The organism is Labilibaculum sp. DW002, from assembly GCF_029029525.1.
In the GTDB taxonomy this organism is placed as follows: domain Bacteria; phylum Bacteroidota; class Bacteroidia; order Bacteroidales; family Marinifilaceae; genus Paralabilibaculum; species Paralabilibaculum antarcticum.
On record NZ_JAKJSC010000001.1, the window covers coordinates 247,993 to 269,409 of the forward strand.

The 21,417-nt window shown below is 36.3% G+C and carries 18 protein-coding genes; 10 read left to right on the plus strand and 8 right to left on the minus strand.

Features of this window, described 5'->3' with window-relative positions; all coding sequences use genetic code 11:
• The first annotated feature begins 88 nt into the window (after window positions 1-88).
• The 7 genes from hemA (at window position 89) to L3049_RS01100 (ending at window position 6,958) form a co-directional block, all read left to right on the plus strand.
• Entirely contained in the window at window positions 89-1,342 is a 1,254-nt protein-coding gene (hemA, locus tag L3049_RS01070) for a glutamyl-tRNA reductase (protein ID WP_275107922.1), read from the plus strand.
• A 103-nt stretch (window positions 1,343-1,445) separates the two neighbouring features.
• Window positions 1,446-2,372, plus strand: coding sequence for a hydroxymethylbilane synthase (gene hemC / locus L3049_RS01075; RefSeq protein ID WP_275107923.1), 927 nt, complete (start codon window positions 1,446-1,448; stop codon window positions 2,370-2,372).
• An 82-nt stretch (window positions 2,373-2,454) separates the two neighbouring features.
• A complete protein-coding gene (hemB, locus tag L3049_RS01080) occupies window positions 2,455-3,444 on the plus strand; it encodes a porphobilinogen synthase (protein ID WP_275107924.1) in 990 nt (329 codons plus the stop codon).
• Window positions 3,445-3,487: 43 nt separating this feature from the next.
• Window positions 3,488-4,519 (plus strand): uroporphyrinogen decarboxylase, encoded by a 1,032-nt coding sequence (hemE, locus tag L3049_RS01085; protein ID WP_275107925.1) that lies wholly within the window; start codon window positions 3,488-3,490, stop codon window positions 4,517-4,519.
• Window positions 4,520-4,601: 82 nt separating this feature from the next.
• Window positions 4,602-4,745, plus strand: a complete 144-nt coding sequence (locus L3049_RS01090) for a hypothetical protein (protein ID WP_275107926.1) — start codon at window positions 4,602-4,604, stop codon at window positions 4,743-4,745.
• A gap of 112 nt (window positions 4,746-4,857) precedes the next feature.
• Window positions 4,858-6,132: a double-cubane-cluster-containing anaerobic reductase gene (locus tag L3049_RS01095; protein ID WP_275107927.1), complete on the plus strand. Its 1,275-nt coding sequence runs from the start codon at window positions 4,858-4,860 to the stop codon at window positions 6,130-6,132.
• A 79-nt stretch (window positions 6,133-6,211) separates the two neighbouring features.
• Window positions 6,212-6,958 carry an acyl-CoA dehydratase activase gene (locus L3049_RS01100; RefSeq protein WP_275107928.1) on the plus strand — a complete coding sequence of 249 codons (747 nt, stop codon included), beginning with the start codon at window positions 6,212-6,214 and terminating at the stop codon, window positions 6,956-6,958.
• A 60-nt stretch (window positions 6,959-7,018) separates the two neighbouring features.
• On the opposite strand, the gene L3049_RS01105 is transcribed toward L3049_RS01100, so the two are convergent.
• The 6 genes from L3049_RS01105 to L3049_RS01130 all read right to left on the minus strand — a co-directional run bounded on the left by L3049_RS01105 (window position 7,019) and on the right by L3049_RS01130 (window position 12,295).
• Window positions 7,019-7,417 (minus strand): hypothetical protein, encoded by a 399-nt coding sequence (locus L3049_RS01105; protein ID WP_275107929.1) that lies wholly within the window; start codon window positions 7,415-7,417, stop codon window positions 7,019-7,021.
• A gap of 78 nt (window positions 7,418-7,495) precedes the next feature.
• Window positions 7,496-8,602, minus strand: coding sequence for a hypothetical protein (locus tag L3049_RS01110; protein WP_275107930.1), 1,107 nt, complete (start codon window positions 8,600-8,602; stop codon window positions 7,496-7,498).
• Between the two features lie 138 nt (window positions 8,603-8,740).
• A complete protein-coding gene (locus tag L3049_RS01115; protein WP_275107931.1) occupies window positions 8,741-9,256 on the minus strand; it encodes a hypothetical protein in 516 nt (171 codons plus the stop codon).
• A gap of 30 nt (window positions 9,257-9,286) precedes the next feature.
• Window positions 9,287-10,228 carry a pyridoxal-phosphate dependent enzyme gene (locus L3049_RS01120; protein WP_275107932.1) on the minus strand — a complete coding sequence of 314 codons (942 nt, stop codon included), beginning with the start codon at window positions 10,226-10,228 and terminating at the stop codon, window positions 9,287-9,289.
• A gap of 57 nt (window positions 10,229-10,285) precedes the next feature.
• Window positions 10,286-11,578 carry a glutamate-1-semialdehyde 2,1-aminomutase gene (gene hemL / locus L3049_RS01125; protein WP_275107933.1) on the minus strand — a complete coding sequence of 431 codons (1,293 nt, stop codon included), beginning with the start codon at window positions 11,576-11,578 and terminating at the stop codon, window positions 10,286-10,288.
• Between the two features lie 12 nt (window positions 11,579-11,590).
• Window positions 11,591-12,295 (minus strand): uroporphyrinogen-III synthase, encoded by a 705-nt coding sequence (locus L3049_RS01130; protein ID WP_275107934.1) that lies wholly within the window; start codon window positions 12,293-12,295, stop codon window positions 11,591-11,593.
• A 305-nt stretch (window positions 12,296-12,600) separates the two neighbouring features.
• On the opposite strand from L3049_RS01130, the gene L3049_RS01135 reads away from it, so the two are divergent.
• From L3049_RS01135 to L3049_RS01145, 3 genes are all read left to right on the plus strand, one after another.
• A complete protein-coding gene (locus L3049_RS01135) occupies window positions 12,601-14,796 on the plus strand; it encodes a RelA/SpoT family protein (protein ID WP_275107935.1) in 2,196 nt (731 codons plus the stop codon).
• Window positions 14,797-15,017: 221 nt separating this feature from the next.
• On the plus strand, window positions 15,018-16,796 hold the full coding sequence (locus L3049_RS01140) for a DNA polymerase III subunit gamma/tau (protein ID WP_275107936.1): 1,779 nt from the start codon (window positions 15,018-15,020) through the stop codon (window positions 16,794-16,796).
• 245 nt (window positions 16,797-17,041) lie between these two features.
• Complete coding sequence (locus L3049_RS01145; protein ID WP_275107937.1) at window positions 17,042-19,267, plus strand: NADP-dependent isocitrate dehydrogenase; 2,226 nt, start codon at window positions 17,042-17,044, stop codon at window positions 19,265-19,267.
• A gap of 97 nt (window positions 19,268-19,364) precedes the next feature.
• Here L3049_RS01145 and L3049_RS01150 read toward each other — a convergent pair whose 3' ends face one another.
• Window positions 19,365-20,288 carry an SRPBCC family protein gene (locus L3049_RS01150; protein WP_275107938.1) on the minus strand — a complete coding sequence of 308 codons (924 nt, stop codon included), beginning with the start codon at window positions 20,286-20,288 and terminating at the stop codon, window positions 19,365-19,367.
• Window positions 20,289-20,389: 101 nt separating this feature from the next.
• Window positions 20,390-21,343, minus strand: coding sequence for a helix-turn-helix transcriptional regulator (locus tag L3049_RS01155; RefSeq protein WP_275107939.1), 954 nt, complete (start codon window positions 21,341-21,343; stop codon window positions 20,390-20,392).
• Window positions 21,344-21,417 lie beyond the last annotated feature (74 nt).

The following is a 21,417-nucleotide window of genomic DNA, read 5'->3' on the forward strand; positions in this document are numbered from 1 at the left end:
ATTTTGAATAATTACTTTTATATTTGACACGGGTTATACATACCTTCCATTGCAAGGAATGCATGATCATCAAAATAAATTTCGATTTATGTCATCACAAATACGAGAAAATTTACAAAAATTATTCGTTTTAGGAATTAGTTATAGAAAAACAGCTCTTGATGTCAGGGGGAAATTTTCGTTAACTGCTGGTCAGCAGGAAGATTTATTGAGAGAAGCAAAAGAAAATCAAATTGATGGTATGGTAGTTTTGTCTACCTGTAATCGGACGGAGATTTATGCACACTCAGGAGAATCGGAATTAATAACTAACTTATTTTTAAAATATTGCCAAGGGAATCACAAAGATTTTGAATCTAATGGTTACACCTTGTTTGGAAATGATTGTATCCAACATTTATATAAAGTTACCTCAGGATTAGATTCTCAAATAATTGGAGATTTTCAAATTGTTGGGCAAGTAAAGAATGCTTATCATTTATCCGAGGAATTAGAAATGGCTAATCCATTTCTGAATCGTTTGTTTTCATTTGCATTTCAGGCGAGTAAAAAAATTAAGAATAACACAGAAATTAGTAAAGGAGCTGCGTCTGTTTCACATGCTGCCGTTCAATACATTAAAGATAAGGTTTCTACTTTGGAGTCCTGTAAATTTCTTTTGTATGGAACTGGAGATATCGGAAAAGATACTTGTGGTAACTTGCTAAAACATATGAAAAACCGTTCAATTACTTTAATAAACAGAACGGAAGAGAAGGCAGAAGCCTTAGCAAAGAAATTTGAAATTAATTACCAACCTGTAGCGAAACTAAAAAATGAGGCGATTGAAGCTGAAGTTATTATTGTTGCTACTGGTGCACCACAACCAACACTACTGCCAGAACATCTGGAAGGAAGTGAAAGTTGCAAGTTAATTCTAGATCTTTCAGTTCCTAGGAATGTACATTCGGATATCGACAAGTTAGATCATGTTTTGGTAATTACTGTTGATGAGTTGTCCAAGCATATTTCAAATGCTATTCAACAAAGAAGAGAGTGCATACCAATGGCTGAAGGTATTATTTACGAGTCAATTGCTGAATTTTACAGCTGGCTTGAGGTGAAATATTTATCTCCGGTTATTATTGCATTAAAAGAAAATTTGCAGAAAGTTCAACGAAAAGAGTTGGATTATCACAAGAATAAATTGTCGGAAGACGAGTTGAAGAAAGTAGAACACATTACCAGTAACATTGTGAACAAGATTGCCAGAGCATGTATTAGTCATTTGAAAGATCATCATAAAACACAATCAAGTCCTATGGAAACATTGAATATGATTTTTAAAGATATGGATTCGTAAAGCATAATAAGCTTTCGATAAAAAGCTGTATAAACCTTGTTTTATATGGCTTTTTTATTTTCCTAAATAATTATTCACAAATAATTCTGAAAATAAAACCACTATGACATCTAAAAAAAAGATTGTTGTTGCTACCCGCCCAAGCCTATTGGCATATACACAAACCATGCAGACTGTAGAACTTCTACAAAAAGCTAATCCGGATATCGAATTCGAAGTAAAAAAGTTTAGTACACAAGGCGATCGTGTTTTGAATCGTTCTCTTACTGAATTTGGAACAACAGGTTTGTTTGTTAAAGAACTGGAACATGCACTTTTGGAGGGAGAGGCAGATATTGCTGTACATAGCTTGAAAGATGTACCCAGTTTTCATCCGGCAGGCTTGAAGTTGGTAGCTTATCCGGAGCGTGAAGATGTACGTGATATCTTCCTAACAAAAGATGGAAAAACTTTGGAGGAAATGCCTGCTGGTTTTATTTTAGGAACAGGTAGCCCTCGTAGGAGAGTTCAATTGGCTAATGTTCGAGATGATATTGAATTCAAAGAAATACGTGGGAATATTGATACCCGCATACAAAAACTGCACGATGGCGAATACGATGCTATTATTTTGGCTGCTGCAGGATTAAATCGCTTGGGAAAAGAATTTAATGAAAGTGCATTTATAGATGTAGATCAGTGCATACCCGCTATAGGACAAGGTGCTATTGCAATAGAATGCAGAAGTGATGATGCTGAAACAATTTCTATTCTTGAAAAAGTAAATCACAAAGCAACTGAACTTGCAGTTTTGGCCGAACGTGCTTTCATGGCTGAGATTGAAGGTGGTTGTAAATTTCCTTTAGCAGCTCATGCAGTTGTTGATGGGAAGCATTTAAATATGATTGCCATTGTAGGTGATTTAAAGACCAATCAATACATTACTGAAGGAATCGAAGTGTCTGTTGATGAATCGGTTGCGAAATCGAAAGAGTTGGCTAGTAAGATGAAGGAAATCTGTAAAGAAAAAGGAATTAATTTCTATCTTTAATCTAAGCTAGTAATTATGCTTAAGGATTATTATTTTTAAGCTTGAGATCAAAATTATACACAAATACAAAAAACATAACATTATGAGTTTAAGACCTCTTTTCCCTGATACAAGAATGAGAAGATTGCGTTACAGCAAAGTTGTACGTGATATGGTTGCAGAAACATCGCTTTCAGCAGATGATTTAATCATGCCACTTTTTGTTTGTCCGGGTGAGAAGGTTAAAAATCCAATTAAGTCGATGCCGGGTAACGATCAGTTATCGGTTGATATGTTGGTTGAAAAATGTAAAGAACTGCATGCTGCAGGTGTTAAATCGGTATTGCTTTTCGGTATTCCTGAGTCGAAAGACGAGGACGGATCAGTAGCGACTCATGAACATGGTATTGTTCAGAAGGCAACCCGTGCCATTAAAGAGGTTTTACCAGAAATGTATATCATTGCTGATATCTGCAATTGCGAGTACACAACTCACGGGCATTGTGGAACCATCATCGATGGTGATGTAGATAACGACAGCACTTTGGTAACACTATCTGCACAAGCTGTTTCTTTGGCTGAAGCTGGTGTTGATATGGTTGCTCCATCTGATATGATGGATGGTCGTATTGCTCATATGCGTGCTGCTTTGGATGAGAATTGTTTCGAGAAAATGCCAATTATGGCTTACTCGGCTAAATATGCTTCAGGATTTTACGGACCATTTAGAGATGCAGCTGATTCGGCTCCTCAGTTTGGTGACAGAAGTACCTACCAAATGGATCCTCGAAACAGCGACGAAGCCATTCGTGAGGTTGAGATGGATATTGCTGAAGGGGCAGATATCGTAATGGTGAAGCCGGCATTGAGTTACCTTGATGTGATTTACCGTACCAAGCACGAGTTTAATACGCCTGTTGCAGCTTATAATGTAAGTGGTGAATTCTCTATGGTAAAAGCAGCTCAGGAAAGAGATTGGATTGATGGAAATCGTGTGATGATGGAAATTATGACATCGATTAAACGTGCGGGTGCTGATATCATCATTACTTACCATGCACAGGAAGTGGCTGAGATTCTTAATAAAAAATAAAAAATACGCCAATTTTGTTTACTAACTACTAACAGGAAACTAAATGAGTCAATCAATATTTCTAGATACAATAAACGGCATTAAGCGCGAAAGACCACCTGTGTGGTTTATGCGCCAAGCCGGACGCGTGTTACCTTCGTATATGAAACTTCGCGAAAGCTATGGCTTTAAACATATGATGGAAGAGCCAAAGCTGGCAGCTGAGGTGACTTTGCTTCCTATTCACGATTTGGGTGTCGATGCGGCTATTCTATTTTCTGATATTCTTGTGATTCCTGAAGCCCTGGGTATGGAGTTGAGCTTTGAAGGAAAAGGACCGACCTTTAAAACAGCCCTTAAGGATGTTGAAGATCCATTGAAATTCCTGACGGATATGCCTGAGAAATTGGAGCATATTTATAAGGCAATTGATGAAATTTTAGCGACCAAACCAGCTGAAATTCCTTTGATCGGATTCTGTGGCGGACCCTTAACCACTTTGTGTTATATGTTCCAGGGTTTTAGCCAGAACCTGAACTTTCCTGACTTTGTACCTGCCATTTACCGCGATAAGGCGACCATGAAAAAGTTGGTGACTCGTATTACGGAGATGAGTATCCATTATGCACTGAAGCAAGTGGAGCATGGCATACAAGCTTTTCAGTTGTTCGAAACGCATGCAGGTTTAATTCCTATCGAATTGTATAAAGAGGTGTTCTTACCATCGGTAAAAGCAATTCTTGGAGCCGTACGTGCCAAAGGTGTAAAGACAATTTACTTGCCTAAGGGATTGGGTACAGGTATCAATATGGTGAATCACGATTTGTGCGACTGTGTGAGTGTCGATTGGCAAACACCCTTGCACGAGGTTCGTAAGATTGTAGGCGAGGATATGATTCTTCAGGGAAACTTCGATCCCAGAACCTTACTTGCTGATAAGAATGCCATTGATCAGGAATTCGAATACCATCTGAATTATGGTCGTAAAGATCACAAGTGGATTTTCAACCTGGGACATGGTTTGTTGCCAAACATCCCTGTTGAGAATGTGAAATACTTGATTGATAAAGTAAAAACCTCTGATTGGGGAAGATAAGCTTTCCCAAGCAACAAAATATAAAGGAGGTACTAGAAATAGCACCTCTTTTTTTATGCCTAAAAGTAAATCGTTAATTCTTATGCGTTTAGAAATATCAACACCAAAAGGAGCTACAACGAATTCGAAACCTGAAGAAACAAAATCTTGTTGTGAAAATAAACCAGATCGATTTACTTTAAAAGGGAAAGCCATCACAAGTGATGGCTTTTTTGTTCGTTTATAAGCTTCGTTAATTATAGAAAATTATTTTTATGTTGAAAAACTTACGCTTGAGTTAGGAATGGGTAATTATGATTTCTACTTTCGCAGTCCAAATAAACAAAACATATTATACAATGGCAGATTACACAAAAATGTGGACAGATCTTGGTTTGAACCATGCTAATCACGATGCTTTATTAGAGAATTTAGGTGGAGCATACCAATCTATTTTTATGTCTCAGGAGCAACGTCCTGAAGGGATGGGATATTTTGATTTCGTAATGAGTGAAGCTCATGGGCTTAGAATTCAAGAATTGGGTGAAGAGCAGGAGGCAGGACGAAAGATTATTGGTTCTTTTTGTGTTTTTGTTCCAGAAGAGTTAGTATTGGCAGCTGGTTGTACTTCTGTTGGCTTATGTGCTGGTGCAGATTTTGCTCAAGAAGAAGTTGAAAAAGTACTGCCTCGTAATACTTGTTCTTTGATCAAATCATTTTTTGGTTTTTCGTTGGGTAAGGTTTGTCCTTATATGGAAGTTTCTGACCTTATTGTTGGCGAGAATACTTGCGATGGAAAGAAAAAGTCATTTGAAACTTTTAGTCAAATGGTGCCAAATTTCTACCAAATGGACCTACCTCAAAACAAGGCTCCAATGGGAAGAAAACTATTAAAGCATGAATACATGGCTTTTGTTGCTAAGTTAGAAGAAATGACTGGCAAAAAAATTAGCTTAGAAGATTTAAAGCAGGGAATTGCTACTGTAAATGCAAAACGAAATGCCTTAGCTCGCTTGTCTAAAGTTCGTATGGCAGATCCTAGTCCAATTTCTGGATTGGACGCTTTATTAATCAACCAAATTGCATTTTTAGACAATCCTGCTCGTTTTACTGAGAAGGTAAATGCTTTATGTGATGAATTAGAATTGTCTGTAAAAGAAAATAAAGGCGTAAAAGCTGAAAAAGCTCCTCGTATTGTTATTTCTGGTTGTCCTATGGCAATTCCTAATTGGAAAGTCCCTGCTATAATTGAAGCCACAGGTGCTGTAATTGTTGGTGAAGAATCATGTATTGGTGAGCGTGGTCAGCGCAATACAACTGATGCTTCTGCAGATTCGCTTGATGGTCTTATTGATGCAGTTGTTGATCGTTATTTCAAAATTGATTGTGCAGTATTTACACCAAATCAAGAACGTGTAGAACACATTAAAGAGATGGCTAAAAATACAAGCTCTGATGGTGTAATTCATTACGGACTTCAATTCTGTCAGCCATATATCATGGAATCTTATTCTGTAGAAAAAACCTTAGAAAAAGATGGTGTTTCTGTTTTGAGATTAGAAACTGATTATAGTCAGGAAGACATGGGCCAATTATCAACTCGAGTTGAAGCTTTTGTTGAAATCATAAAGTAAATTACGATATAAAAGACTGAGGAGCTATTGACTTCTCAGTTTTTTTTATTTGATCAGAATAAGTTATTGAAAGGACATAATGAGACAAGCAGGAATAGATATTGGCTCTAGAAGCATTGAATTGGTAGTAATTGAAGAGGGAAAGGTAGTTGTAAGTAAGCAAGCTGAATCTGGTTTCAATCCGGTTGAACGTGTCGAGGAATTAATTGCAGATGTCTCTTTCGATAAGGTGATGGCTACTGGTTATGGCCGTGCCAGTCTGGAAATAGCATTTGATTATCCTACCATTACAGAGATTAAAGCATATGGAATAGGTGCAGCAGCTTTGCATCCAGGTGTTCGTGGTATTCTTGATATTGGTGGTCAGGACACCAAGGTTATTTCTTTGAATGAAAAGGGCAAGGTGTTTAAATTTGAGATGAATGATAAATGTGCTGCAGGGACTGGTAAGTTTCTGGAAATGATGGCAACAAGCTTAGGTTATGAGCAACATACTCTTGGCTTGGAAGCATTGAAAGGACAGGAGGGAATCGAAATTAATAGCATGTGTGCTGTATTTGCTGAATCTGAAGTAACTTCTCTTTTGGCAAAAGGATGCCAACGTGCTGATATTGCATTGGCTATTCATCAATCAGTTTGTCGTCGTGCTGTTGGTATGATCAAACGTCAGGATTTAAAAGCACCAATACTATTTGCTGGCGGTGTTGCAAACAATTCTTGTATGATTCATTTACTGCAACAAACGCTAGGAGAAGATCTAATTATTCCTGAATCTCCGCAATTTGTAGGTGCTTATGGTGCCGCTGTTTTAGCAGGATTACAGTAAAATATTGGATAAAGAGAGGCATGTATATAAAAAGCCACCTTATTGGGTGGCTTTGAAAATTTAGTAATGTTCTTTCTTTTCAAATTGTTTAAGTTTGTCGATATCACGCTGAAAGCGCTCCATTAAATCTTTCGAAAATGAGTTGATTATTTTGGATTCTCTTTCTGTAATTCCATCCGATGCTTCTGCAACAATCTTCATTGCTGATATAAATTCATCGTATTGTGGTGCTGGTCCGTACATATGGCAAAAATTAATCACCTTATTGTAAATTTCTTCAACCGAAGAATTGTGAGCTTCTTCAAATTCGAACGACCATAGAATTTCTGAACCTAAAGAATGGTTCTTTAATAGTTGCACTAAAGTTTCCTTTTCCGACCGCTGAATTACTCCATCAGCTTTTGCAATAGCATAAAGTAATTCGCCGAATACTTCATACAATTTCTCCTCTTTCCTCATATCCTTAATTTTTAAATCGATATTCTATCTTCCTATAGTCTAAGTTAGGACATTTGAGTGTAAATGGACAATAAATTTTTAGTCGATAAAGGAATTACTGACTTTGATATCGGTGTCGGAGTGCATTGAAATACTCGGATATACTGGATACCAAGAACCTCCAGTATTATTCTGAATCACAGAATTATCAATGATAATATTACCCGTATGGTTGTTCGTTACAAAAAAGATTGAAGCTCCGTGTTGTACAACTTCATTGTGCTCAATCAATGAGCCAAATATACTCAAAGTCATTTCGTTTCCATCATTGTAAATTGCACCGCCACTGCCACCACCGGGAGTTCCAGATTGTGATGGATTTCCTCCATTGCCAATTGCTTTATTGTAGGAAAACAAGCTGTTTATAATTGTCCAGGAAACACCAATGCTACTAATTGCTCCACCATTTGAACCAACATTACCATATCCTTCAGCACCTCCAAATGTACAGTTAACTACATAGACTGGTTTGTTTTCGAACTGACTAAACACACGTACGGCTCCGCCACCAACATCTGGGCCCAAATCGGCACATACATTATTGAAAAAGCGGCAGTTTATCATTTTTAAACGACCACCTCGAACCCAAACAGCACCGCCACCATCATATTCCTTTTCCGATTTTGAATTGCCATTGATAAAAGTGAGGTTTTGCAATGTTAATTTAGGATGATCTTGATTCTGACAATGTGAAGTGGTCCAATTTTGATCCGAATCGCAGGTATTCATATACAATATTCTTGTTTTTCCTTCGCCACTAAGCGTAACTAATCCTCCACCATCAATCACGACATTTTCATTAGCATCATTAAAGATCTTAGCTACTTTGTCAAGTTTTATTGTAATTGGTTCCGTTCCACAATTAAAAACAATCTTTCCTCCTTTAGCGACTGCATCAATAAAGGCTTGTGCAGTGCAACTTTCAGGAGTTCCATCTCCAATAATTTGATCTGGCTCCGAAACATCCTCAAGACCCGCTTCTTTAGGAATAGGAGAGTCGCCATCTGGGTTGCCGGCCTTTGGACCATCTCCTAATAATTCTATTAAATCTTGTTTTGTATTGGTATGTTCGTGATCATTGGAAGAACATGCTATTCCTATGAAAAGAAGAGTGAAAAGGAAACAATTATTTAGTTTTACTAGCATAGTTATCTTCCGTTTGGTTGGTGAAACAGAGCTGTGTTGCTCTATTTAGCATAGAACGAAAGAATCAATTGAAAATTATATCAGATGTTAATATAAATTAACCTAATGGGTTAAAATAAAAAGGGAGGAAGTAAGTATTTATTTTGATTTGGAGATTGCTTTGAGAATGCGCTTGGCTCTAGAACAATATCCAGCCGTTCCATTTTCCATACCTTCCTCAATTATGAGAGCTAGTTCATTTTGTATGTCTGGCTCTTGCAAAGAGAAATTGTAAAGAATTTGCATTGAATATACCTTTAATGCAATAGCTGAATTGCTAGATATTAGAACATCAAAGCAATGATTAATAAATTCTCCTGAAATATTTCGTGGAAGAGGTTCGAGGCTAACCAATTTTAGGAATTGTCGAATTTTGCTCTCATTTTCGAGTTTAGGGATTAACTCAATCATTTGAGGAATGTAGAGGCGAATCAAATCCGGCGCCACATTGTAAACCTTATCCATCAACCAAGTCGCTCTCCAAGAGTGTTTTTTATCGCTAACGCTGATCTCCCAAAGATCTTTAACGTATTTTGGATTTTCAGCTATACTTTGCGCAACTAGTATTGCTTCTTCCTTAACAGGAAAAGGATCAAGTAGTTTTTCTAAATCCATATTTGTTAATTTTCCTTGCTGATTTTTATTTTAAAAAGGCAACTTACTCAACTCAACATTACCACCCGAAAGTATGATGCCAATTTTCTGTCCTTTGTACTTTTTCTTCTCTTTTAGTAAGGCTGCAAGAGCGACGGCACTTGATGGTTCTACAATGAGTTTCATTCGCTCCCAAATTAGCCTCATAGCAGCTATAATTTCTTTTTCTTCCACCCTAATTATTTCCTCAACATGTTCTTTAATGATTGGGAATGTTTTATCTCCAAGAGAGGTTAGAAGTCCATCAGCAATTGTTTGAGGATTGGTTTGTGGCACAATTTCTCCTTTTTGCAAAGATTGCCAAGCATCATCTGCACCCATTGGTTCACCTGCAATTACTTTTGTTTTTGGAGAAAAATGATGTGCAGCCATAGCAGTTCCGGCTAACAAACCACCACCACCAACAGGTGTAAAAATAGCATCCAAATCATCATGTTCTTCAATTAACTCCATTGCAGCAGTTCCTTGTCCTTCAATTACCTGATAATCATTATAAGGATGTAGAAAAATTGCTCCAGTTTTATTTACAATGTCATTTAAAGTCGTTTCTCTAGCTTCAAGTGTAGGAATGCATTCAATTACATCGCCACCATAACCTTTAACAGCAGTCTTTTTTATTTCTGGTGCGTTAGATGGCATTACCACATAAGCTTTAATGCCTTGCAATTTTGCAGCAAGAGCTAATGCTTGAGCAAAATTACCTGATGAATGCGTAGCAACACCGAACTCTCTCTCGGTTTCCGATAATTGAAGTATTGCATTTGTAGCACCACGCATTTTAAATGCTCCCATCTTTTGAAAATTCTCACATTTAAAATAGATTTCCACACCAGCAATTTCATTTATCAATTGAGAACTCATAATTGGAGTTCTGTGAACAAAGGGTTTTATTCTTTGTTGTGTTTCCTGTAAAATTTCTTTAGTGATTTTCATGATGGAAGTGTTTTTGAAAACCCTACAAGTTTAGGTAAACCTGCAGGGTTTATTATATTATTTCATCGCTTCCAATGATTCCTTAGCAGCTTGAATGGTTTTGTCAAGCATCTCATAAGTTAATGAGTTAGATAGGAAATAACTCTCGAATGATGATGGTGGCAAATAAACACCGCGCTTCAACATTTCATGAAAGAACTTGGGGAATAACTCGTTGTTTGCCGTAGCTGCTGTATCGAAATCAACCACATCAACATCGGTGAAAAAGATGGAGATCATCGACCCACAACGGTTTATCTTGTAATCAAATCCTGATGCAGTTAGTACCTTATCTAAACCTTTATGAAGGTATTCACATTTAGCAGCTAGCTCAGTGAAATGCTCTGGCTTCTCGTTAAGTTCAGTCAATAGAGTGTAACCAGCAATCATGGCAATAGGATTACCTGATAGGGTTCCAGCTTGGTAAACAGGACCTACAGGAGAAACAACTTTCATAATTTCATCTGGTCCGGCGTAAGCGCCTACAGGCATACCACCACCGATAACCTTACCAAAAGTTACCAAGTCGGCTTTAACGCCAAAGTATTCTTGTGCACCACCTTTTGCTAAACGGAACCCAGACATTACTTCGTCAAAAATCAAAAGAATACCTTCTTCATCACAAATCTGACGCAACTCTTCAAGGAAGCCTTTTTTAGGCAATACACAACCCATATTACCAGCAATCGCTTCGATAATAATAGCTGAAATTTCACCCTTATTATCGGCAACAACTTGCTTTACGTTTTCAATATCGTTGTATTTTGCCGTTAAGGTATCGTTAGCAGTTCCTGGTGTCACTCCTGGTGAATTTGGTTCGCCAAAAGTACTTGCACCTGAACCTGCTTTAATTAAGAAAGAATCAGAGTGGCCATGATAGCAACCTTCGAACTTAATAAATTTGTTGCGTCCCGTATAACCACGAGCGACACGAATAGCCGACATACAAGCCTCTGTTCCTGAATTTACCATTCTCACCTTGTCGATATTTGGAACCATATCCACAATGAGTTTAGCAATTTCAATTTCCAATCCTGTTGGTGCTCCAAATGATGTTGAATCTTCAACCTTATCCTTAATGGCTTTAATCACACTTGGATGGGCATGACCAAGAATCATTGGGCCCCATGAAGAAATATAATCGATATACTCGTTATTATCTTCATCGGTAAGAATACTACCTTTTGCTTTCTTAATAAAAACAGGCGTACCACCTACCGATTTAAAAGCTCTAACTGGTGAGTTAACACCTCCTGGAATATATTGCTGAGCTTGATCGAACAGCTCTGAACTTCTTTTGTATTGGTGCATATTATTTGTGTTTTATGAGTTTAAATAATTGTGACACATTTCTAGTAACGAATAAACATTTGTATTATCCGCCATAACAACGTGTTCTGAGTAATCTAATAACTTAACGGCTGTTGTACTTCCAATTGCTACACAAGGTATCTTTTCATGGATTTTGTATTTACTAAAAAAACTAACCACTGCACTTGGGCTACAAAAACAAACAGCATCAAATGTGGAAACCTCAAGGTCTGGTTGTGTTAGATTTGTTTTGTAACATTCTATTTCTTCAAATTCAAACTCTTTTTCTTGCATGAACTCAGAAATATTACTTTGACGTAAATTACCTGAAAAGTGAATGTAAGAGTTTGCACTTTGCGTTTCTAATAAATCAATTAATGATTGTGAATTGTGAAGCTTAGGGACACTTGCTTTTATTCCTAAATCAAGCAGGGCATGTGCTGTTTTAATGCCAACGGCAAAAGCTTTTTTGTCTTTTATATTTATCAAATTGTCGATATGATCAGAAATACTTTTGACTGCATTCTGACTTGTGAAAATCCAACTCGATTGTTCTTTCGTGTTAATTCGATTAATTGTATCTTCAGTAAGTTCTTGCAAATCAACTGTAATAAATGCTTTAGCGGTAACAGAAAGATTTAATTCTTTTGCGTATTTTAAATGTTCAGAGTTTAATGATCTTGTTACAAGTATATTATTTGATTTTGCTAATGGCATGAATAAAAGTTCAATTAAGTTTGTGTTCGCAAGCTAACAAATTTAACAAATCCGTTCACTTTTATACTCAGGATTTATAATAATTTATCAAATGTTTGAAAATTAGATCATCAGAAGATTTAGGATGAAAGAATCAACCTTTCATACGTTAAAAAGTATTAATCTGTTTGCCTATCACTAATAGCTTTTATACTTTTAGTGTGCTTAAAATAGGGATGAAAGTTTTTTAGATACTGATTGAATTAGAAATATCAGTATACTTCAGTTTTAAGAATTCATCAAAGACTAAAATCAGTAGAATATTTATGACTGAGAACAATAGAGAAGAAGAGAGAAGACAGATATTATTTCGTTACAAGCATTTGCTTAAAACATGCACGAATATAATTACAAGGGCAGATTTAAAATTGGTTCGAAAAGCATTCGTTTTAAGTTTAGAAGATCATGATGGAGAGAGGAGAACGAATGGGGATCCCGCCATTTACAAAACGCTATCAACGGCGCAAATTGTAGTTGATGAATTAGGTTTAGGGCGTACTTCAGTTATTTGCTCATTATTATATGATATTGTACAAAAAAAGAGAATTACTTTAGATGAAGTAAACAATCTCTTTGGACCGAAAGTGACCCAAATTATTGATGGTCTAGTTAAGGTTACCGATATCTATAATCAAAATCCAACATTGCAATCAGAGAATTTCAGGAAACTGTTGCTAAGCTTTGCCGATGATGTTCGAGTGGTGTTGATTATTATGGCTGATCGTTTGTTTAACCTGCGAAGCCTAGAGAATAAAACAGCTAAAGAGCAAGTGGCATTGGCAAAAGAAATCGAGTTTCTTTATATTCCATTTGCACATCGTTTGGGAATGTACAATGTGAAATCTGACATGGAAGATTTGGCATTGCGATATTTACAACCAGAAATTTACTTCGATATAGAGAAGAAATTGAAGGATAGTGAAGAACAGCGTCAAAAATTCATTAATGATTTTATAGAGCCAATAAAAACAGAATTAGATCAGCAAGGTTTAAAATATAAAATTAAAGCAAGAACAAAATCGATTGCTTCTATTCTTCACAAAATGAAGACAAAGCAGGTTGAATTTGAAGAGGTTTACGATATTTTTGCAATTCGAATTATTCTAAAAGCATCGGCCAAGAAAGAAAAATCGGAATGTTGGAAAGTTTATTCTGCAGTTAGTGATTTATATCGTCCTAATCCAAAGCGATTACGAGATTGGATCACCATTCCCAAGTCGAATGGATATGAGTCTTTACACACAACTGTAATGGCTCCAGATAAACGTTGGGTTGAAGTTCAGATTCGTAGCAAGAGAATGAATAAGGTTGCGGAACAAGGATTTGCAGCACACTGGAAATACAAAGGAGGAAAAGGTGAAGGTGGCGGATTAGATTCATGGCTTCAAGATATTCGTGAAGTTCTTGAAAGTCAAGGTGGAGATTCTATTGATTTGATTGATAACTTTAAGGCAGATTTATACAATAAAGAAATTTATGTATTTACTCCTAAAGGAGATCTAAAGCAATTATCTGCTGGAGCAACTTTATTGGATTTTGCTTATTCCATCCATTCAGATGTGGGTGATAAGTGTATTGGAGGTACCGTAAATCAGAAAAATGTTCCCATAAGACAAGTTTTAAACAATGGAGATCAAGTTTCGGTTACAACATCCAATTCTCAAAAACCAAAATCCGATTGGTTAAATTTTGTAGTGTCTACAAAGGCAAAAAACAAAATTCGTCAGTCGATGAATGAGGAAATGCTAAAAGAGGCTGATTTAGGAAAAGAGACTCTGAAGCGTAGAATGAAAAATTGGAAAATTGAGTTTTGTGATGAAAACATCAGAAAATTAATGACCTATTACAAGTACAAGTTAGCTGTTGATTTGTATTGTGGAATTGAGTCGGAAGAGCATGATTTATCCGAAATAAAAGACATCCTTACTGATAAAAAAGAAGTAGAGAAGGTTGTCGCTCCTGAATCTCCAGATTATTCACAAAGAAAAATTACGAAAGAGGGAGAGGATGTTCTAATTGTTGATGAGAATATTTCGAATGTTGAATATTCCTTAGCAAATTGTTGTAATCCTATTTTTGGAGATGATATTTTTGGCTTTATTACCATAGGAAAAGGAATTAGAATTCATCGTATAGGTTGCTCAAATGCGAGGGAAATGCAGAGTCGTTACCCATATCGAGTTGTTAAGGCAAATTGGACTGATAAAGGATCTGCTTCTTATCAAGCAATATTGCACATTACAGGTGACGATGAATTAGGGATAGTAAGTAATATTTCTGATGTAATTTCAAAAGATTTACGTGTTCAGATGAGATCAATATCTGTTGATACCAATGCAGGTGCATTTGTTGGAAATGTTACCGTAGTAATTGCGAGTACAGAGCATTTGGATACTTTAATCGTTAAATTAAAAAAGATTAAAGGCGTACATCGTGTTTCAAGATACGATGCAGTAAGCTAATAAAGAGAACATTAAAGTATAGGGATGGGGATTGTTAATCTTCATCCTTTTTTTATTTCTGTATGATATTTATTGTACATTATTTTTAATCGGCTTTCACTAAGAAGTTTATCAGAAATTGATTAAAATCTTACCAATGTTTGGTGTTTTATTTGGATTGATTCTGTATATTTGGAATTCGAAAAAATAAGAACCAAAACAGGTTCTTTTGTTTGAGTTTTATGGAGAACTTTATCGTTTCAGCACGAAAATATCGCCCCTCAAGCTTTCAAACAGTAGTTGGTCAGCAGTCTATTACCGTAACCCTTAAAAATGCCATTAAAAATGCTCATTTAGCTCATGCTTATTTGTTTTGTGGACCTCGTGGTGTCGGTAAAACGTCTTGCGCGCGTATTTTTGCTAAAACAATTAATTGCTCAAATGTAGGGTCAGATTTTGAAGCCTGTAATGAGTGTGAATCGTGTTTATCCTTTAACGAAAATCGTTCTTATAATATACATGAGCTTGATGCTGCATCAAATAACTCGGTTGACGATATTAGAACTCTGATTGATCAGGTACGTATACCTCCACAAATTGGTAAATACAGTGTGTATATTATTGACGAGGTTCATATGTTATCGCAGCAAGCCTTCAATGCCTTTCTTAAGACCCTTGAAGAACCTCCTGCTCATGCTATTTTCGTTTTAGCAACAACTGAGAAGCATAAAATTATTCCTACAATTTTATCTCGTTGCCAAATTTTCGATTTTAGTCGAATTAAAGTAGGTGATGCGGTGAGTCATTTGAAACATATTGCCAACACCGAAAATATCAATATTGACGAAGAAGCTTTAAATGTGATTGCACAAAAGGCAGATGGTGCTATGCGTGATGCCTTATCAATTTTCGATCAAATTGTAAGTTTTTCTGGAAAGGATATTAGTTTCGAGAATGTTATTCAAAATTTAAATGTATTAGATTACGATTACTATTTCAAGATGGTAGATGCTTTTCTTCAGGGAAAAGTAACTGATGTTTTGATACTATTTAATGAAATTGTAGAAAAGGGTTTCGATGGGCATCATTTTGTTGCTGGTTTAAGTTCACATATAAGAGATATACTGGTAGGAAAAGATGCTGCAACACTTCAACTTCTTGAAGTTAGTGATAGTGTTAAGGAAAAATATACCCAACAAGCTAAAAAGTGCGAAGTCGATTTCCTATACGATGCTTTAGGTATTCTTAATGAATGTGACATACATTATAAGAGTAGTCAAAATCAACGCTTACTTATCGAACTTACCCTAATTCAATTATCCCAGATAATTGAATCAAAAAAAAAAGGACTTAGGTTAAATCTTAAGTCTAAAAAGCTTCTAAAAATATTCGTTGATGGTGAGTCAATTGGGTCAGTAAAACAGGTAGTTACAGCAGTAAAAGCCAGTGCTCAGTCAACAGAAGTTGTTAGTGATCCTAACAATGGCTACAAAGCAAGAGAAAAGAAAGATGTTGTCACAATAAGCTCATCAAAATCTAATTTTGCACCCTCTGTATCTATTAAACAAGCTTTAAAAAAGGGTATTCCTCGAAATACTCCAATTTCGAAGCCAAAAGATAAGCCAGCAACAAATGGAGTAGAGGAAGTAATAACGGGTAAAGAACCAATTACCAAAGAAAAAATTGAAGCAAAGTTAAAGGAGTTTATTGTTTCACGTGGTAGAAGTGAAAGGGTAAAACTTGCTCTTGGGGTTATTAAACCTGAAGTGAATGGTGAAACTGACGTTGTATTTCAAGTTAGCAATCCCCTACAGGAAGATGATGTTAATTCTGCAGTAAATGAAGTAAAGAATTATTTGCGAAGAGAATTGAATAATTCTAATATCGAAATAACTGTTAAAATTACAAAAGCAAAACTTTCAAAAAAGGTCTACACAGAAACAGATCGATTTAATTATTTATGCGAGAAAAATCCGGCTTTAGGATTGCTTAAGCAGAAATTATCCCTTGATTTTGAATAAAATTGAAAAAACATGATTTACAGCATATATATAACCGCTTAAATAAGGCTTCTGTTTTTGTACAGGAGCCTTGTTTTTAGCATGTTATCATTAAAGAAAAAAATCGTTAAAAAAAAAGCACTTTTTTATCCTGAAATAAAAAAAATCTATATGTTTACCCTCGAATTAAACGCTGTTTAATTCACAAGAAAAACAGACAATCAAGTTTTATTTTTTAATTAAAAATTACCAAAACACCAACTGACATGGCAACAACATCAAAAATCATCTACACTAAGATTGATGAAGCACCGGCCCTAGCAACGTATTCATTATTGCCTATTATTAAGGCATTCGTTGAGGCGTCAGGTATCGAAGTTGAGACCAAGGATATTTCTCTTGCAGGGAGAATTATCGCTAACTTTCCAGAGAATTTGACTGAAGATCAAAAGATCTCTGATTACCTAACAGAACTAGGTGATTTAGCAAAAACTCCAGAGGCTAACATTATTAAGTTGCCAAACATCAGTGCGTCAATCCCTCAGCTTAAAGCTGCTATTGCAGAATTACAAGCTAAAGGTTACAACTTACCTAACTATCCAGAGGAAGCTACAACTGAAGAAGACAAAGCATTACAAGCTCGTTTTGCTAAAGTTCTTGGTTCAGCAGTTAACCCTGTTTTACGTGAAGGTAACTCAGACCGTCGTTCAGCTGCTTCAGTTAAGAAGTATGCTCAAAACAACCCTCACCGTATGGGTAAATGGTCTGCTGATTCTAAAGCACACGTTGCTCACATGACAGGTGGTGATTTTTATGGTTCTGAGAAATCAGTAACTATGGAAAATGCAACTGATGTGCGCATTGAGTATGTTGACAATGCAGGAATTGTTTCTGTATTGAAAGAGAAGCAAGAGCTATTGGCTGGTGAAGTTGCTGATACTTCAGTAATGAACGTGAAAGCTTTACGTGCTTTCTATGCAAAAGAAATTGCAGCTGCGAAAGAAGAAGGTTTACTATGGTCGCTTCACTTGAAAGCTACTATGATGAAGATTTCTGATCCTGTGATGTTTAAGCATGCAGTAGAGGTATTCTACGAAGAAGCTATCGCTAAGCACGCTGATACAATCAAAGAATTAGGCGTAAACTTCAACAATGGTTTAGGTGACCTTTATAATAAAATTCAAAATCTTCCTGAAGCTAAGAGAACTGAAATCGAAGCGGATATCATGGAGGTTTACAAGTCTCGTCCTGATATGGCAATGGTTGATTCTGACAAAGGAATCACTAACCTACATGTACCAAATAACGTAATTATTGATGCTTCAATGCCGGTAGTTGTTCGTGATGGTGGTAAAATGTGGAATCCAGCAGGCGAGTTACAAGATACCAAAGCATTGATTCCGGATCGTTCTTACGCTAGAATGTTCCAGGTTTGTTTCGATGACTGTAAGAAAAATGGAGCTTACGACGTAGCAACTATGGGTTCTGTATCAAACGTTGGTTTGATGGCTCAAAAAGCTGAAGAGTATGGTTCTCATGACAAGACTTTCATGGCTCAGGGCGAAGGTGTTATTCGCGTTGTAGAATTTGACGGAACTGTTGTAATGGAGCAGGCTGTTGAAGAAGGTGATATTTTCAGAATGTGTCAGGTTAAGGATGCACCTATTCAGGATTGGGTTAAATTAGCTGTAAACAGAGCTAAAGCAACTCAAACTCCGGCTATTTTCTGGTTAGACGAGAACAGAGCTCACGATGCTCAGATCATCGCTAAAGTAAATGCTTACTTACCAAATCACGATACAACAGGATTGGATATTCGTATTCTTGCTCCAGTTGATGCTATTGAGTTCTCATTAGAGCGTATCAGAAAAGGTTTAGATACGATTTCAGTTTCTGGTAACGTATTACGTGATTACTTAACTGACCTTTTCCCAATTATCGAGTTAGGTACTTCTTCTAAGATGTTATCTATCGTTCCATTGATGAATGGTGGTGGATTATTCGAAACTGGTGCAGGTGGATCAGCTCCTAAGCACGTTCAGCAGTTCGAGAAAGAGAATCACTTACGTTGGGACTCATTGGGTGAATTCCTTGCTCTAGGTGTTTCTTTCGAGCACTTAGCTGAATATGCTAACAATAAAGAAGCTAAATTATTCGCTGAGACACTTGATTTAGGTGTAACTAAATTCTTAGCTGAGAGAAAATCACCTTCTCGTAAAGTAAACGAGTTGGATAACCGTGGTTCTCATTTCTATTTAGCAATGTACTGGGCTGAGGCTCTTGCTTCTCAAGATAAGGATGCTGAATTGAAAGCAACATTTACTAAAGTTGCTGCTGATATGAAAGCTAACGAAGTTAAGATTATAGCTGAGTTGAACGATGCTCAAGGTGAGCCAATGAACATTGGCGGTTACTTTATGCCAAATGAGGAATTAGCTTCTAAAGCGATGCGTCCTTCTGCAACTCTAAATGCAATTATCGACGCTATCTAATCGGTAGTATCGATTTATATATTGAAAGGCCTTCCATTTGGGAGGCCTTTTTTTATGGTATGTCTCGTCCTAAAATAAGTTGACACAAATGTGATTATTACTTAATTGCCATACAAATGTCTGATATTAAGTCTTTAGGTTCGGTTTCCATTGGGCTGTTTCTGTAAAATTCCATTGGTGGAATCTTTTTGTTTTGCTTAAACTCTTTTGCTCTGTCCATGGCCATAATCGCACTCCATCCATTACCCGACAATTCGTAAGGACCTATGTGCCGTACTGTATGCACTTTGGTAGCAGGAAGACTGCCTTTAATCATTCCGGCAGGTATGCTTTGTGGATCTGATTTGATTCCAACACCGCTGGTGTATATGACTCTGTTCTTATTAAAATCGAATTTGTGATAAATTGAGAACCAATCGCATGTGACATTGTCCTCATTTTCTTTGGCAAAATCAGTTAGTTTTTTGAAATCTTCAGACATGACTTCACCAATATTGTCGATTGTACATTCATTTTTTATTCCAACAAATTGACAACCTTCAAATTGAGATTCACCAAGAAATTCCAGTTTAGCTTCAATCTCGCCTTTCTCAATATAATCTTTCAGCATGAGTAAACCACGGTCGTAATCCATTCCAATCAAGCGTTCCATCATTTTTTTCATCCAGAACATGAAAAATGGTAAGGAACTATCCATTGTCCAGCTTAGCTTGGTACTGTTCTCATCTATCTTCTCAAGAATAAAGTCGGTTTTAGCTTGCGATTTCCAAGGCTTCAGAAACTTTAAGTCATAATTAATCACTGTATCACTTTCAGCAATCACTTTAATGATTCCCGATCCAATACGTTTACCTTCCCATTCATGGGTTTTTCCATCGAGCGAAATGCTCACCTTTGCTTCTGGCTCAAGAATAAACCATGGCGACCAGGGTTTCCAATAATTGAAGTCGGTGATGACACTTTTAACTTTCTCAGCGCTTGCAGCGATTGTTATCGATTTTTCTACACGAGTTCTAGGCATAGAATTGGGTATTTAGTTAATTCGGTTAAAAGGATTTCATTCAAAAATGAATTTCTATTAAAGTTAAAGAGAAAAAGAATTCATTTTAAGTATATGTAGGACTAGCTTTTTTGGTATTTCTCGCAAATATTTTGAATCATTTCAAGCAATATGGTATTTAAGCCAATGGGGAAAACGATTTCAACCTTTGCCGACATCGTTAAAATCCACTTTGCAAATCCATTTAAATCTGGATTTAGGAATTTCATCGTAATTTTGCTTCCCTTTTTTTCTTCATTTAAAAAGCCATACCAATATTTTGATTCCTGTATTTCAAGAGATAATGGTTCACTTATTTTAATTTCAATTTCAAAATACTGATGCTGCTCTTTTTCTCTTTCCAAATATTCGTCGAATGCTTTGTCTAATTTTTTATTGTAGGTTTCATTACTTATCTCTAACTCCCTTATTCTATCTAACCTAAAATCGCGATAAGCTTGTCGTAATTTGCAGTAAGCTATTAAATGCCAGTTTAAGGCATAGTATAACAAGCCAATGGGTTCAACATCACGTGTAGAGAGTATTTGATTGTATTTTGCAAAATAAGCTATCTTCAGGACTCTTTTATTCACTAAAGCTTGCTGAATATCATGTAGATAAATTGAATCTCTTTGGGGAATTTCGGAAATGCCCGTAAATACCTTAACCGAATGATCCAGTTTTTCTAGTAACTCTTTGTCCTCGGCTTTCATTACCGATTTTATTTTGTACAGAGCATCCTGAAAGGCATGATCTACATTTTTATCAGATAAATGTGGAATGATTTTGCCTGCCATTAATATTGCTGAAGCTTCCTCTGTCGTAAACATGATGGGTGGAAGTGTATAATTATCATCTAAAAAATAGCCAACACCAGCTTCGGCTCCAATGGGAATGCCACCTTCTTCAAGAGCTCGTATATCGCGGTACACGGTTCTTAAACTTATCTCAAACCTATCTGCTATTTCTTGTGCTTTTACGACCTTTTTTGTTTGCAGTTGCGTTAAAATTGCCTGTAATCTGTCTATTCTATTCACAACGCTTTCTTGCTTTAGGTTTACTACTAAAAGGGTAATCCTGGAATACCAATTTCTTTATGAAATAAATATTC